Origin of the sequence: Allobosea thiooxidans, from assembly GCF_900168195.1 — a bacterium.
In the GTDB taxonomy this organism is placed as follows: Bacteria; Pseudomonadota; Alphaproteobacteria; order Rhizobiales; family Beijerinckiaceae; genus Allobosea; species Allobosea thiooxidans.
On sequence record NZ_FUYX01000009.1, the window covers coordinates 130,499 to 145,493 of the forward strand.

General features: G+C 63.8%; 11 protein-coding genes and 1 pseudogene. 3 read left to right on the plus strand and 9 right to left on the minus strand.

Features of this window, described 5'->3' with window-relative positions:
* Positions 1-2 precede the first annotated feature (2 nt).
* The 9 genes and pseudogenes from B5Y19_RS16895 to B5Y19_RS16930 form a co-directional block, all read right to left on the minus strand.
* Positions 3-1,433 carry a SulP family inorganic anion transporter gene (locus tag B5Y19_RS16895; protein WP_411914160.1) on the minus strand — a complete coding sequence of 477 codons (1,431 nt, stop codon included), beginning with the start codon at positions 1,431-1,433 and terminating at the stop codon, positions 3-5.
* Positions 1,434-1,524: 91 nt separating this feature from the next.
* Positions 1,525-2,757: an HlyD family secretion protein gene (locus B5Y19_RS16900; RefSeq protein ID WP_079591819.1), complete on the minus strand. Its 1,233-nt coding sequence runs from the start codon at positions 2,755-2,757 to the stop codon at positions 1,525-1,527.
* Positions 2,750-3,196: a hypothetical protein gene (locus tag B5Y19_RS26495; RefSeq protein WP_079591820.1), complete on the minus strand. Its 447-nt coding sequence runs from the start codon at positions 3,194-3,196 to the stop codon at positions 2,750-2,752. Before B5Y19_RS26495 ends, B5Y19_RS16900 begins: the two co-directional genes overlap by 8 nt.
* A 68-nt stretch (positions 3,197-3,264) precedes the next feature.
* Positions 3,265-4,047: pseudogene (gene ppk2, locus B5Y19_RS16910) on the minus strand (polyphosphate kinase 2).
* A 16-nt stretch (positions 4,048-4,063) separates the two neighbouring features.
* Entirely contained in the window at positions 4,064-4,498 is a 435-nt protein-coding gene (locus tag B5Y19_RS16915; protein ID WP_244555616.1) for a hypothetical protein, read from the minus strand.
* A gap of 129 nt (positions 4,499-4,627) precedes the next feature.
* Positions 4,628-5,203: a hypothetical protein gene (locus B5Y19_RS16920; RefSeq protein WP_079591822.1), complete on the minus strand. Its 576-nt coding sequence runs from the start codon at positions 5,201-5,203 to the stop codon at positions 4,628-4,630.
* Between the two features lie 36 nt (positions 5,204-5,239).
* Positions 5,240-5,506 carry a hypothetical protein gene (locus B5Y19_RS25755; RefSeq protein ID WP_139384438.1) on the minus strand — a complete coding sequence of 89 codons (267 nt, stop codon included), beginning with the start codon at positions 5,504-5,506 and terminating at the stop codon, positions 5,240-5,242.
* Positions 5,507-5,585: 79 nt separating this feature from the next.
* Positions 5,586-6,524 (minus strand): DUF2950 domain-containing protein, encoded by a 939-nt coding sequence (locus B5Y19_RS16925; protein WP_244555617.1) that lies wholly within the window; start codon positions 6,522-6,524, stop codon positions 5,586-5,588.
* Between the two features lie 50 nt (positions 6,525-6,574).
* Positions 6,575-8,371, minus strand: coding sequence for a DUF3300 domain-containing protein (locus B5Y19_RS16930; protein ID WP_342060158.1), 1,797 nt, complete (start codon positions 8,369-8,371; stop codon positions 6,575-6,577).
* Between the two features lie 427 nt (positions 8,372-8,798).
* On the opposite strand from B5Y19_RS16930, the gene B5Y19_RS16935 reads away from it, so the two are divergent.
* The 3 genes from B5Y19_RS16935 to B5Y19_RS16945 all read left to right on the plus strand — a co-directional run bounded on the left by B5Y19_RS16935 (position 8,799) and on the right by B5Y19_RS16945 (position 14,949).
* Positions 8,799-11,522 (plus strand): aminotransferase class I/II-fold pyridoxal phosphate-dependent enzyme, encoded by a 2,724-nt coding sequence (locus tag B5Y19_RS16935; protein ID WP_079591824.1) that lies wholly within the window; start codon positions 8,799-8,801, stop codon positions 11,520-11,522.
* 68 nt (positions 11,523-11,590) lie between these two features.
* Entirely contained in the window at positions 11,591-13,282 is a 1,692-nt protein-coding gene (aspT, locus tag B5Y19_RS16940) for an aspartate-alanine antiporter (protein ID WP_079591825.1), read from the plus strand.
* A gap of 47 nt (positions 13,283-13,329) precedes the next feature.
* A complete protein-coding gene (locus B5Y19_RS16945) occupies positions 13,330-14,949 on the plus strand; it encodes a bifunctional aspartate transaminase/aspartate 4-decarboxylase (protein ID WP_079591826.1) in 1,620 nt (539 codons plus the stop codon).
* The last annotated feature ends 46 nt before the right edge of the window (positions 14,950-14,995 follow it).

Genomic DNA, 14,995 nt, shown 5'->3' on the forward strand with positions numbered 1-14,995 from the left:
AACTACGACGTGCCGGGCGCGGCCTCCTTCGCAACACTCTCGAACCGGGAGCGGACATAGTCGGCATTGAAGAACAGAATGCTGCCCTGAAGCATGAACAGCACCATCCCCGGCGGTGGCTCCGCGCGCTCCATCCGGTGCAGCTTGTAGAAGCCCGGTCGGCCGGGGACGAGCCCGAGCAGGGCGTCGCGCGGCCGCATTTCCTTCAGCAGCACGTAGAGCAGCGTGCCGGCGATGGCGATCACCACACCGCTGAGCACGCCAAGGCTGATGGCTCCCCACATGGCGATGAGGGCAAAGCCGAACTCCATCGGGCTGATCCGCCAGGTCTCCCGCAACCCCTTGAGGTCGATCAGGCTCAGCGCGGCAAAGGCGAGGATCGCCCCGAGCGCGGCATGAGGCAGGACGCGCAGGACATGGTTCAGATAGATGAGCAGAACCGCCAGCGCGGCGGCGGAGATCAGCCCCGACAGTTGCGAGCGACCGCTTGCGGCCAGATTGATCGCGGTCCGCGAATCCGAGACCGTCACGGGGAATCCGCTGAACAGGCCGGAGCAGATGTTGGCGCCTCCCAGTCCGGTCAGCTCCCGGTCGGCATCGACCTTGAAGCCGTCCTTCGCGCCGAAGCTGCGCGCCCCGACGAGGCCGGAACTGACACTGACCAGCCAGATCGCCGCGCCCCCCAGCACAAGGTCCGTGATCGGCAGATGGGCGACATCCGGAAGAGCCAGTGTCGGCAGGCCGCCCGGCAAGCTCCCGATGACCTTCATGCCCTTGCCTTCGAAGTCGAAGATCGCCGATGCCAGCACGGCCACGACGACCACGACCAGTGGCCCGGGGATCGGGGAGCGCAGGCGCGCCAGCAGAACGAGCAGCCCGAACATGGCTGCACCGAACCAGACCGTGAGCCAATGGATCTGCGGAGCCTTCCGGATGATCTCGAGCAGCGGCATCACCAGCCCGTCGGACTCGATGCGCACGCCGGTCAGCCGCCCGATCTGCCCGACGAGGATCGAGATCGAGATGCCGCTGATGAACCCGACCAGGATCGGTCGGGACAGAAAGGAAGCGACGACGCCAAGCTTCAGGGCGCTCGCGAGGATGCAGAATACTCCGACCATCACAGCAAGCGCGCTGGCCGCAGCGACGCGCCCCGCCGGATCGTCGAGCGGCAAGGTAGCGAGCGTGGCCGCCAGGACCGTCATCGTCGCGGCGTCGGGTCCGACGATCAGCTTGCGCGACGGGCCAAGAAGCGCATAGCCGACAAGAGACAGGATGCTGGCGTAGAACCCGACTTCGACCGGAAGCCCCGCGATGGCAGGGTAGGCAACGGCGCTCGGAATGGCGACGGCGGCTATGGCGAGCCCAGCCGTAACGTCGAAGCGCAGCCATTCCCACTTGTAGGGAAGAAGCCCCTCCGCGATTGGGAGCATTCGCGTCATCTACGTCCACCGTTTCGAACTGCGTCAGTCACAGCGGAAGAAGGGGCGGCCCACCAGCGGGCACGCTCCCTGCGTGGAAGGTTCAGTGACCGCTGAAGACCAGCGTCTGGATCGGCAGCACGATCGCCTGGATCCTCAGTAGCAGGGCATGGACCAAGCCCACGGTATCCACAGCGTGCAGCATAATCTTCCGCCCAGTCGAGAGCTTGCCGGACGCGATCAGCTCATGGTTGCTCGAATAAGCGTTGGCGATGCAAGTGCTCCCTGGAACCACCCCCTCAAAGCCTCCCTTGTAAAGAGGCTCGAGGAAGACCAGCAAGGTCCCGGGCTTGGAGGTCTGCTGGACGTCGAGCAGTTGTTCCCCGCCGCGGACTTGTCCTGCGGCGATGAAATCCTGAACGCCGGTCACCACCATCGGGATCACAACCCACGGCTTTGACAGGCAGGCGGCCTCGGCGACCATGCCCACCTTCATCACCTGTCCCTCGATCTGCGAGAAGCCCGCTTGAAGAATGTTCCGCCCCGCCTCTTCCGGGATCAGAACGCCCGCGGGTCGCATGAAGGGATTAACGATGTCGCCGACGCGCAGCGTGAACTGCTCAACGCGGCCACTGACGCCGGCCCGTATCACGGTCTTGTCGAGATCGGCCTGCGCCTGCGCCAGTGCAGCCTCGGCGCTCGCCCTCTCGGCCGGCAGCAAGGTCGAGATCCGCGTTTCCGCCGTGGCCTTTCCCGCCACGGCTGCAGCGACAGCTGCTTCACGCCCGGCAACTAGGTTCTCGAGCCGCTCGATTTCGCGCCGGGCGACGATGTCGTCATTCCGCCGCCTGAGCTCCACTTTCGTCTCCAGTTCGTCGAGAGCCTGCTTGTGAGCGCTGCGCGTTTCGTCGATCTTGCTCTCGTCAGCTAGGATCTCGGCCTTGGCGACGACGAGGGAGGCCTCGACCTCGGCGACCTTGCGCCGGGCCGTCTCGACCGCGGCTTCCTGCTTTGAGCTGTCGAGCCGGAAGATCGGATCGCCCCTGGCGACGGTGCCGCTCACGCCGAGATAGACTTGCGCCACGCGCCCATTCGTCTCGGGAACGATGGGGACGGTGCGGAACATCACGGTCGCGTTCGTCGTCGAGGGGTGATTGTAGAAGATCACCGTGATCAGGCCGACCGTCAGCATCAGGCAGGAGATGATGCCCCATCTCAGCTCAAACCAGACCGAGTAGAAGGTGATTTCCTTGCCGAGACGCTTTCCTTGCTGGTACCGCCGGTAGAGGTAGTCCGGAACGATCGTCAGCAGCGAGCAGATCAGAAGCTCAAGCATGGCTGCCCCCTTCCGGCTTCGAGGCAGGGAGATCGGCCGCGTCGGCTCCGCGGGCTTCCGTTACCGTGGCCTCCCCTTCGGCAGTTCGCCGCGGCGTGATGCCGGCGATGCGCTCGAGCGCATGCGCCATCCGGCCGAACTGCCCCGAGAAATCGGGGACGTCGATCAGCGCCAGAAGCAGCCCCGCGACCCAGAACAGATGCACATGGGTGAACAGGGCGAGCAGGCCGAGCACGGCGACGATCTCGAACTGGATCTTCTGGGATTTGTGCGCCATGCGCTCGGGCATCGCGTGCAGCCGCAGATACAACAGGCCGACGCCGAGCACCGCCATAAGCAGGATAGCGGCCGTGACGACCATGAGCACGTCCGTCTCGCCCGGTGCCGTGATAAATGCTGGTAGATGATCTGGGGCCAATGGGTGGGCGCCGGCTGCCATGAACGCACTCCAGTCTCAGCAAACGACGGTAGGCATTATACGATCGGGCGCGCCCGGCAAGCGGCTCGTCATCCGATCCAGTTCCGCGCGAAATCGGCCTCCTCGTAGCCATTCGACTTCTGCCGTTTCGGCAACTTGATCTTCTCCCGTGGCGGCGCCTCATAGGGGACGGAACTGAGGATGTGGGTGATGATGTTGAGCCGCGCCTGGCGCTTGTCGTCGGAGTGGACAGCTTACCACGGCGCCCAGGCGGTATCGCTGGCGCGGAACATCTCGTCGCGGGCGCGCGAGTAGTCGTGCCAGCGCGAATATGACTTCAGGTCCATCGGCGACAGCTTCCAGATCTTGCGCAGATCGCTGATACGCTCCTGCATTCGGCGGGTCTGCTCTTCCTGGCCGACCTCCAGCCAGTACTTCAGCAGGATGGTGCCGGAATCGACGATCGCTTTTTCGACGCCCGGCACGACCTGCAAAAAGCCCTTGGCCTGATCCTCGGTACAGAAACCCATGACCCGTTCGACGCCGGCCCGGTTGTACCAGCTGCGATCGAAGATCACGATCTCGCCCGCCGCCGGCAGGTGCGGCAGGTAGCGCTGGACGTACATCTGCGAACGTTCGCGCTCCGTCGGTGGCGGCAGGGCGACGACCCGAAAGACCCGGGGGCTGACGCGCTCCGTGATCGCCTTGATGACGCCGCCCTTGCCGGCGCCGTCCCGCCCCTCGAAAACGATGCAGACCTTTCCGCCCGCATGCTTCGCCCACTCCTGGAGCTTGACCAACTCCTCATGGAGGCCGCGCAGCTTTCGCTCGTAGGCCTTTCGTTTCAGGGGCTCGTTGCTGTGGTTCTTCATCGCCCGCTCCGTCCCGTCAGGACCAGCTCAGGAAGAAGGCGACGTCGCCCGGCAAGCCCCCCGGCCAGTCGATGATCATGGCGCGAAGCTTGTACTTGGCCGGCTGGAGATGCTCCTTCCAGAACTGATAGGCCTGCTTCGGCCGGCCGGTGAGCGTCGTCGGCCAGTCCGCTTCGGCATTGTTGATGGCCCGGCCCCGGTCCATGCAGAGCTGGCTCGGGAAGCGCATGACGAGGACCTCGGTCTCGCCCCGGCCTGCCGCGGCGCGGGTCTTCGTCGCGAGGCTTTGCTTGATTTCCTCGATCTTCTCCGGCGTTACCGCAATTTCCTCGCTCAGCGTGGCGGTAAGCTTGCGCTGCGCTTCCTCGGCTTTGTCCATTGCGCCGGCCAGCTTGGAGGCCCGGGCCATTTCGAGGTCGGTCATGTAGGACCGAAGGTCGTCGGCCGACATGAAACTCTCATCGGCAAGCGTTCCGGCGTGGGGGTTTGGAGTGCTCGGCATCGGTTCAATCCCCTTCAAGAAACTTCTCTGCGCACGGTCGGATTCCGATCCTTCCGCCCGCAGCAGCCCTGCGAAAAATCAGAGCTTCTGGATATAGACGGCCTCGGCCAGGGTGAGATCGACCATGTCTCCGGAACGGATGTGCGACAGATCTTCCTTGACCGCTGGGGTAACGACCTTGAGGCTGTTCGGGCCAGCCGGACCCACATAGCTGACGACGCCGGTAACTGGGTCGAAGGCTTGGAAGCGTGCTGTGATTCTAAGAGAGCGAGCGACAAACTTTTCCGGCAGGTTTTGGAAGAGGGTCTCGCTGACCGCTTCTGTGTATGCAATGCCGGGACGAGCCCCTTTCTTCGTGCGCCTCGCGCCGAGCGCGACCCCCTCGACACGGCTGACCCGAAGTCTGTCACCCGCCTGCACGCGCCGCAGATCACCGAAGGGTTCTGGAACAAAGACATCCCATACGAAGCGGCCCTGCCGAACCGTCGCCAAGCGAAATGCTGGCGCGACGGCAACGACCTCGACCTCGATCTGCTCTACTGCGACAGGACCGACGCCGGACACGATCACTGTTTGGCTTGCTATCGTAGGCGCACAGCCAGCGCCGCCGATGCCCAGCATCAGAGCAGAAGCAAGTATGATTAATCTAGACATTGAGTTTTCCTATCTTGGTGGCAGGGACACACCGCTTCAGTTGCTGCCTAAATTAGATGCAATTCGCTTATCGTGAATGAATTTTTGAATTTCATCCTCCAAGTTTTTTAACAGACCACGATATTCTTCTATTATCTTATTTGAGTTCGGAGATTTGAGCCCGACATGATACAAGATGACATTCTCAACATCGGCCAAATCTTTACACAGGCCGCGAAACTCCTCACTGGCCAAAGCCAGTTCGGCGATCTCCTTCTTGTGCCGGGGGAAAAGCTTTTTTACCGCCAGAACGCTGGAATCCATCGAAAGCGCGCTCCTCGTCGAAGAACACAGTTTGTTTTCCTACGCCGCCTGTTGAGAGGCAGAATCAGAGCGGGTGCCCCTAAGGAGATGTCTTGGGGTTGACTTTCTCCCATCCGCTTCCCGGGTCGAAGCTGTTCATGCGCGACGCGATGAGACGGGTGTTAGGGCCCAGATCCTTCTGGTAGACGGTGCCTGCATGGTTGACGAGGAAGCTCGTGATCCCCGACCTGGCATAGGTCGCAGGATAGGCGAGCACACCGAAGCCGCCGATCATGTTGCCACCAGCGACGTAGTCGAGCGCCCCGCCTGAAGCTGCCGCCCCCTGCTTCCGAAGGATCTTGAAATAGTAGCCGTGATAGGGCTGTCGCGTTTGGCCTGGCACATAGCCTTGCCCTGCCGCCCGTGCGGCGAACTCACCCAGCGGGCTCGGTTCTTCGCCGGGAGCGGTCGGCCAGTACAGGCCGTCGTGCTTGTCTGGCTGGCTGACGATTCTCTGGGCGTAAATACCGGAGCTGCGGCCGTTATGACCTTTCGCGGCGTATTCGAACTGCGCGTCGAGGATCGCAAGGCTCGTCTGGATGGCGTCGAGTTCGTTCCGCCCGATCCGGCGGGCGAGAAGCTCCCGACGCCCCGCCTCCACCATGAACTTCCAGCCGCCGCGCGAATGGAAGATCGGGATCGGGAACGGGAATGCCTCCTCCCCCAACAGCAGCGTCGCCGTTCGACCGGTTTCGACGATCGAATGGCGGGCCTCATAGGCCGCAACGAAACGCTGACGATTTTCTTCGTCGCGCTTCTCGTCCCCCGAGAACAGGATGTCCCGCCCAGCCATGCCAAAGATCGAATAGAGCCGCGTGGACTGGTTCTCGCGCACGGCGGCCAGTAGTGCAGCCGCCGCCGCCTGCGGTGACCCGAATATCTCCTGTGCGCGCGCCACCGTCGAAGCCGCACACATTCCCGCCGCGACCCCGCAAAGCAGGCGAATGAGCAGATGCACGGTCGGCCATGTCATGGTCATGGAACTGCATCCCCGTAGCTGAACGTGCCGCGAAGGAGCGGCGTCTTTTTTTAATGCGAGATGATCCCTTTCGGGATCTGCGAGCCCGATGCCTTCCACCGCTCGAAGGTCTCGAACGGGACGCCAATCTGGCGGTAGTCGACCCGCAGATAACCGTCCGCACCACGATGTACAGCCCAGGGCGCCATGCCCTGCACTTCCTGGGCGATCAGGCCGACATAGGTGGTCGCCGAGCCGGTATAGGCGAAGCGATAGAAGCCCAGGCCGTTCTCCATGCGCCCAAGCAGCATAACGTCATGCTTGAGGGCGATGTCAGAGCGTCGTCCGCCACCGCCACCGCCACCGCGCCCGCCCCCTCCGCCCATGCGTGCGCCACCGCCATATCCGCCGCCGCCCATCCGGCCGCCGCCGGCCGGCATGCGAGCCATGCTGGCATGGCCGCGCTGCGACTGAAGGCTCGCGGCGCGGCCCGGCTGCGTGTTGAAGGCATTATCACGCGCAGGGCCGGCACGACCCGCGCCCGGGTTGGGGCGCTTCGGCTGGGGAGTGGCACGCGGCGGGGCGGAACCGCGGGCGCGATCAGCTCCCGCACCACCGCCAGGACGGGCACGATCCCCACCCGGCCGATCCGGCCGGGTTCCAGCCACTGCGCGATCGCCGTCGCCCGGACGGTCGGTTCTGGCTCCAGCTCCAGGACGATCTCCCGGTCTTTGTTCCGGTCGAGCCGCCGCGCCTGCTCCCGGCCCGTCGCGGCCGCCTTCGGGGCGCAGGACCTGATCGCCGCTGCGTCCGCGGAAATCCATCCTGCCTTCGCTGCCGGCCCGGATATTGTTGTTGGAGAATTTCTGCCTGACCGCATCGTTGCGATATTGTACGCCTTGGCGATGCTGGGGGTTGTGCTCCCAATGCGCCACACGATTGCGGTCGATATTGATGTTGTTGTTGTTCCAGTTGACGTTGCCGCCCCAATACCCGCCCGAGGTCCAGCGCCCGAGCGCATAGGCCGTGCCGAATGCGAGCCCCGTCGCGAGGACGCCGGTGGCGATATAGCCCGGCGCAGGAAAGTAATAGGGCGGATAGGCGGGATCGGGCCAGGTGCCATAGACCACAGCCGGATCGTAATAGGGCACGTACACCGTGTCCGGGCTGGTCGGCTCGATCAGGATGGTCTGCTTGCTGCTGCCGCTGGCCGGCTGGACGGTGACCTTCTGCTGCGGGCTGGATGACAGCTTTTTGGTGTCATAGGCCCGGGCCCGCATCCGCTGGATACCGTCCATAATGTCGGGCTGCTGAGCGAGGACCGCATCGCCAAGCTTCTGCGTCCAGTCGAGGTTCTTGCTCATCATCTCCAGCACGGAAGGCGTCGCGACCAGCGATTTCACGCTCGCATCCCAGGGCTGCTTGTCGGCAGCGGCCTTCAGCTGGTCGCCCTTGAGCGCCTTGTTGGCAGTGACCCATCGATCCGCCTGCACCACTTCCAGCGGATAGGTCGAAGCCATCAGGACCTGCGCCAGCAGGGTGTCGGGATAGAGTGCGATCGGCGCAACGAGCGCATCGAGCTGGGCGCTGGAGAGAATTGCTTCGGCCTGCGCTGTCTGGGTGGCGGGTGGCGCGGGCGGTTGCGGCGAGGGGGCCGTCGTCTGGGCCAGCGCCTGGGAGGCGAGCCCACTGACGACGACGCTGGCAAGCACAATCCGCAAATGCATGGCATGACCTCGCAACGAGGCGGCGCGGAGTTTCCCGCATCGCGTTAAGTGGAATTCACTAACGTCCTGCGACAGGCCGCTTCGCCGCTTGCTCGGCCGCCTGCAGCTTCCGGAAAGCCTCAATGTTCTCGCGGCCTTCACGCATGCCCTGGTCCATGCGTCCGTCCTGTTTCATATTATAGCTTTCCCGCTGAACCTGCGGCACACAACCATCGATTCGGTTGCAGGACGCCGCTGGCTGGGAGGCGACAGAGAGGCAAATGGCCGCGCCAACCAGGGCCCCTCCAGCACGAATGATTACGCTTCTATTCATGCGATGCACCCCGCGCCGAAGAGCCGAACAACGTCAAATGCGACCCAAGTAAAGGTGTATTTCCCAAATCCACCGCCGGTTAGGCAATGGATTTGGCTGCCTCCTGCGATGAGGTGCGGCTGAACAAGCGATTACTACCTTACTGGGAAGCCGACACCTGTACCCAAGGACAATACGTCGCTTCCTCGCGCTGTGCTGAGTTTGGATGCCGGTTGGCGCCACACAGATCTAGCAGCCCGAGAATAAGGATTCGCGATGGCTTCTCCAGCTCAGGAACCGCGCAGCATCGATCATTTCTTCTCGGCTCCCTCCGGCCGAACCGATCGCTGGCGCGATCTTCACGCCGCAGCGCGGTCCTGGTCGACGGGAGACAAAAGCCGACGGGTCGTCGAAGTCGCGCTCAATGAACTCGGCGTCATCGAGGAATTTCACGCCTTCCCGGGGGTGGAGCTCCTCGCGACGCTGCGGGGCTTCCTGCAGAACGACGACGCAAACGGCTTCCTGTCGCTCGCCAAGCGCATCTCGCTCGCAATCATCACAGGCAATTACAAGCACGATCCGAAGGAGTGGCAGTCAGCCGACCTGTCGCTGGCGGAGCCGGTCGATGTCGTTCCATCAGCGCTGGGGGACAACGCGACGCACCGTCCCTATTTCGAGATGCTGCTGGTTACGCCCGCACCCGCCGGGCGCTGGCCGCATATCGCAGCCGAGTTTCGCCGGCTGCGCCGCCCCGAGGACGCGTTCATCTACGAAGTCGTGCCGGTCGGCAGCCTGGAGGACGCGATCTGCGCCGCCGTTCTCAACCCGAACATCGCAGCCGTCGCGATCTATGAAGGCTTTGCGCTGAGGTCACGGCACGATGCCTCGATCCTGCGCAGCGTGCTCGCCGCCCAGCAACCGCTCCTCGACAAGGCGGACGAGGCGGACATGGCCTTGCGGCTCTCCGCGGGGTTGAAGGCGATCCGGCCCGAGCTCGACATCTATCTGCTCTCCGACCGGCGCGTCGAGAAGCTGGCGGGCGACCCGCGCGCGGCGATGATCCGCCGGGTGATGTACCAGGTCGAGGAGCCGCTCGAACTGCATCTTTCGGTGCTGGAGGGCATCAAGGCGCGCTACGACACGCCGTTCTTCGACAATCTCAAGCTCTATGCGCAAAGGCCGGTCGCCACCTTCCACGCGCTTCCGATCGCGCGCGGCAAATCGGTGTTCCGCTCGCCCTGGATCCGCGACATGGGCCAGTTCTACGGCATCAATCTCTTCCTGGCGGAGAGCAGCGCCACCACCGGCGGCCTGGACAGCCTGCTGGAGCCGACCGGCAACATCAAGCGCGCCCAGGAGATGGCGGCGCGCGCTTTCGGCGCCGATCACGTCTTCTTCGTGACCAATGGCACCAGCACCTCGAACAAGATGGTGCTGCAGGCGCTGATCGCGCCCGGCGACATCGTCATCCTCGATCGCAACTGCCACAAGTCGCACCATTACGGCCTGGTGCTGAGCGGCGCGCAGCCCGTCTATGTCGAGGCCTTCCCGATGACGGAATACTCGATGTACGGGGCGGTGCCGCTGCGCACCATCAAGAAGGCCCTGCTCGACCTGAAGGCCGAGGACCGCCTCGATCGCGTCAAGATGGTCGACCTGACCAACTGCACCTTCGACGGTCACATCTACAACACCCGGCGCGTGATGGAGGAATGCCTCGCGATCAAGCCGGACCTGATCTTTCTCTGGGACGAGGCCTGGTTCGGCTTCGCGCGCTGGTCGCCCTTCCTGCGGCCGCGAACTGCGATGGGCGCGGCGACCGACATCGAAGCCTGGATGGAGAGCCCGGACGCTCTCGCCGCTTACGAACGGCAGCGCAAGGAGCTCGGCGCGAGCCCGTCCGCTCAAACCCTGCTGGATACGCGGCTGATCCCCGACCCGCGCGCCGTCCGGCTGCGCGTCTACCAGACCAACTCGACCCACAAATCGATGTCCGCGATCCGGCAGGGATCGATGGTGCTGGTCAGGGATGTCGACTTCCACAAGGTCGAGGCGCAGTTCCACGAAGCGGTCTTCACCCATGCCTCGACCAGCCCGAACCAGCAGCTCATCGCCAGCCTGGATGTCGCGCGCCGGCAGATGGAGATCGAAGGCTACGGGCTGGTGATGAACGCCATCGAAGTGGCGCTCGACATCCGGCGGGAGATCGCCATCCACCCGCTGATCTCGAAATACTTCAAGGTCGTCGGCGCCGACGGGATGGTGCCCGCTCAATACCGCACCAGCGGCTTCGTCGATTTCCTCGCACCCGAGACGCGCTGGGACGACCAGCTGCGCAGCATGCGCGAGGACGAGTTCTGCCTCGACCCGACCCGCATGACGCTGGTCTGCGGCACGGCTGGCTTCGACGGCACCTCGTTCAAGGGCCTTCTGGCCTCGCAATACGGCATCCAGGTCAACAAGACCTCGCGCAACTCGGTTCTCCTCCAGTCCAACATCAACAACACGCGAAGCGACGTGGCTCTGCTGATCAGCGTCCTGTTCAAGATCAGCAATGAGATCGAGGATCGCCTGCGCCAGGGCGGCGACGGCGTGCGCCGGACTTTCGAAGCGCGAGTGCGCAGCCTCATGACCGATGTGCCCGAGCTTCCCGACTTCAGCCATTTCCATGAAGCGTTTCGGGGCGATGCCGGCAAAAACACGCCGGAAGGCGATATCCGCACGGCGTTCTTCTCCGCCTATGCGGAGGACAAGTGTGAATACCTGCCGATCGACAGTCCCGAATGCGATCGCCGCATCGACAAGGGGCCGGCGCTCATCTCGGCGAATTTCGTCATCCCCTACCCGCCCGGCTTCCCGATCCTGGTGCCCGGCCAGGTCGTGACGCATGAAACGATCACCTTCATGCGCAAGCTCGATGTGAAGGAAATCCACGGCTACGAGAAAGCCAAAGGGCTCAAATTGCTGAGACCCGACGCCTTGACCACCAAGAAGAAGTGAAGCCAGGCAACAGATAAACTCGTCCATGCGGGCGTTCGACGTCAGGTGGACAGAAACAGGGGATCGGAATGTTTGACTGGTTCGCGACAACGCTGCGCACCTATCCCGAGATCGCGCTCTTTCTCTCGCTGGCGATCGGATACTATGTCGGTGGCTTTTCCTATAAGGGTTTCAGCCTCGGCGCGGTGACCTCGACCCTGATTGCTGCCGTGATGATCGGGCAGCTCGGCATCACGATCTCGCCGAATGTGAAGTCGACCTTCTTCCTGATGTTCCTGTTCGCCGTGGGCTACGGCGTCGGGCCGCAATTCGTCCGCGGCATCGCCAAGGACGGCGCGCCGCAGGCGATCTTTGCGGTCGTCGTCACCGTGTTCTGCCTCGCGGTCCCGGTCATCATCGCCAAGATCGCCGGCTATCATCCGGGCTACGCCGCCGGCCTCTACGCCGGATCGCAGACGATCTCGGCCTCAATGGGTCTCGCGACGGACGCGATCAACCGCCTCGGGCTCTCGGCCGAACAGACCAAGGAATATCTCGATGCCATGCCGGTCGCCTATGCGGTGACCTATATCTTCGGCACGGTCGGTTCCGCCATGGTTCTGGCCCTGTGGGGACCGAAGCTCCTCGGCATCGACCTCGCCAAGGCCTGCGCGGACTACGAGGCCAGGCTCGGCGGCGGCAAGGAGATCGGCGGCCCCGGCTCGGTCTGGCGGCGCTTCGAGCTGCGCGCCTTCCGGTTGCGCGAAGGCGCCAAGGTCGCGGGCATGCGCGCGGCGGAAGCCGAGGCCCTCGTTCCCGATGCCCGTGTCTTCGTCGAACGCATCCGCCGCAACGGCGTCATCGAGGATGCGACGGCCGATACGGTTCTGCGGGAGGGCGACGTGATCGCTCTTGCCGGTCCGCGCGAGACACTGGTCAGTCTGATCGGCCAGAATGCCGAGGAGGTCGAGGACCCCGAACTGCTCGACCTCAAGGCTGAGGGCGTCGATGTTTACGTCACGAGCAAAGCCGCCGACGGCAAGACGCTGACCGAACTGTCGAAGATGCCGACGGCTCGCGGCGTCTTCCTGCGCAAGATCGTACGCGGCGCCACTGCGGTGAGCATCCCGATCCTGCCGGAGACGATCATTCATCGCGGCGACATCCTGACTGTCGTCGGCCGGACCCAGGATATTGCCGCCGTCGCCAAGACGCTCGGCCACGCCGATCGGCCGAGCGATGTCGCCGACGTCGCCTTTATGTGTGGTGCGATTGTGCTTGGAGCGCTCATCGGCGCGCTGGTGTTCAAGGTCGGCGGCGCCCCGCTGACGCTGTCGACAGCGGGCGGCGCGCTGATCTCCGGCCTCGTCTTCGGCTGGCTGCGTTCGGTGCACCCGACCTTTGGCCGCATTCCGAGCTCGACCGTCTGGTTCATGAATTCGGTCGGCCTCAACATGTTCATCGCGGTGGTCGGCATCTCGGCCGGGCCCGGCTTCGTAAAAGGGCTACAGACGCAGGGCATCGGCCTCTTCCTCTGGGGCGCACTCGCCACCACGATCCCGCTGATCCTCGCCATGTTCGCCGGCAAATACATCTTCCGCTTCGATCCCGCGATCCTGCTGGGGGCCTGCGCCGGCGCGCGCACCACGACGGCCGCGCTCGGTATGGTCTGCGAGACCGCCAAGAGCCAGGTTCCAGCGCTCGGCTATACCGTGACCTATGCGGTCGGGAACACGCTTCTGACCATCTGGGGCATGGTGATCATCATGCTGATGACCTAGCGCGGTGCCGCAATTTCATTGGTTCTCATTCTGATTGGGAGAGTGTCATGGATCCTGTCACCCTGCGGAGCTTCGAGAAACTCAGCCCCTTCGAGATCAAGGACGAGCTCATCCGTCTCGCCAAGCTGACGGCGCAGAACTCCTCGATCGCGATGCTCAATGCCGGCCGCGGCAACCCGAACTGGGTGGCGATGACGCCGCGCGAAGGCTTCTTCCTGCTCGGGCAGTTCGCGATCACCGAAAGCCGGCGCGTGATGAACAAGCCCGCCGGCATCGGCGGCATGCCCAAGGCCGACGGCATCGCGGGGCGGCTGGAGGAATGGCTGGCCACGCACAAGGATGCACCCGGCGCCACCTTCCTGCGCGACATGGTCGCCTTCGCGGTCAAGAAGTTCGATTTCAAGCCCGATGCCTTCGTGCATGAGCTGGTCGACTCGATCATCGGCGACAACTACCCGGTGCCGGACCGCATGCTCGTCCATAACGAGCGCATCGTGCATGAATACCTGATGTGGGCGATGTGCGGCGAGCCGCGGCCCTCCGGGCAGTTCGACCTCTATGCCGTCGAGGGCGGCACGGCGGCGATGTGCTACATCTTCAAGTCGCTGAAGGCCAACCGGCTGCTGAACCCCGGCGACACGATCGCCCTGGCGACGCCGATCTTCACGCCCTATCTCGAAATGCCGCATCTCGAGGATTACGGCCTCAACGTCGTCACCGTCGCGGCGCCGCAGGAGAACCGCTTCCAGTTCACCGACGAGGAGTTGAAGAAACTGGAGGACCCGAAGGTCAAGGCCTTCTTCGTGGTCAATCCCGGCAATCCCTATGCCGTCGCCCTGAGCGAGGAGACGATCGGCAAGATCGTCAAGCTGGTCGAGACCAAGCGCCCGGACCTGCTGCTGCTGACCGATGACGTCTACGGAACCTTCGTGAAGGGCTTCCGCGGCCTGCTCGGGGCCCTCCCGCGCAATACGATCGGCGTCTACTCCTATTCCAAGTATTTCGGCTGCACCGGCTGGCGGCTCGGTGTCATCGCCATCCACCGCGACAACATCTTCGACAAGGCGATCGCGAGCCATCCGGAGAAGATCCTGACGGTGCTCGATACGCGCTACGGGCCGCTCACGCTGAAGCCGCGCGAGATGAGGTTGATCGATCGCATCGTCGCAGACAGCCGCGATATCGCGCTCAACCACACTGCCGGCCTGTCACTGCCGCAGCAGGTGATGATGTCGCTGTTCTCGCTGTCCGAGATGATGGACGAGGCCAAGCTCTATCAGAAGACCTGCATGGAAATCGTGCATTCCCGCGCCCAAAGGATGATCGAGGGGCTGGGGATCGACGTGCCCGACAATCCGCTTCACGACCGCTACTACGGCCTGGTCGATTTCGAGTTCTGGGCCAACAAATATGTCGGCCCAGAGGTCGTGGCCTATATGAAGCAGCACATCCACCCGCTCGACATCGTGTTCCGGCTGGCCGAGGACCATGGCATCGTGCTGCTGAACGGCGGGGGCTTCCACGCGCCGGACTGGTCGGTGCGCGTCTCCTTCGCCAATCTCGATGACGAGGTCTACAGCCAGATCGGCCGGGCGACGCGCGCGGTCGCGCGTGGCTACCGGCAGGCCTTCGACGCCTACACGCTTGCGCTCAAACAGAAGCCCTGAAGGCGCCAGCGGCGCTGTTGCGAAGGTCTGGCGACCGAGCCGGCAT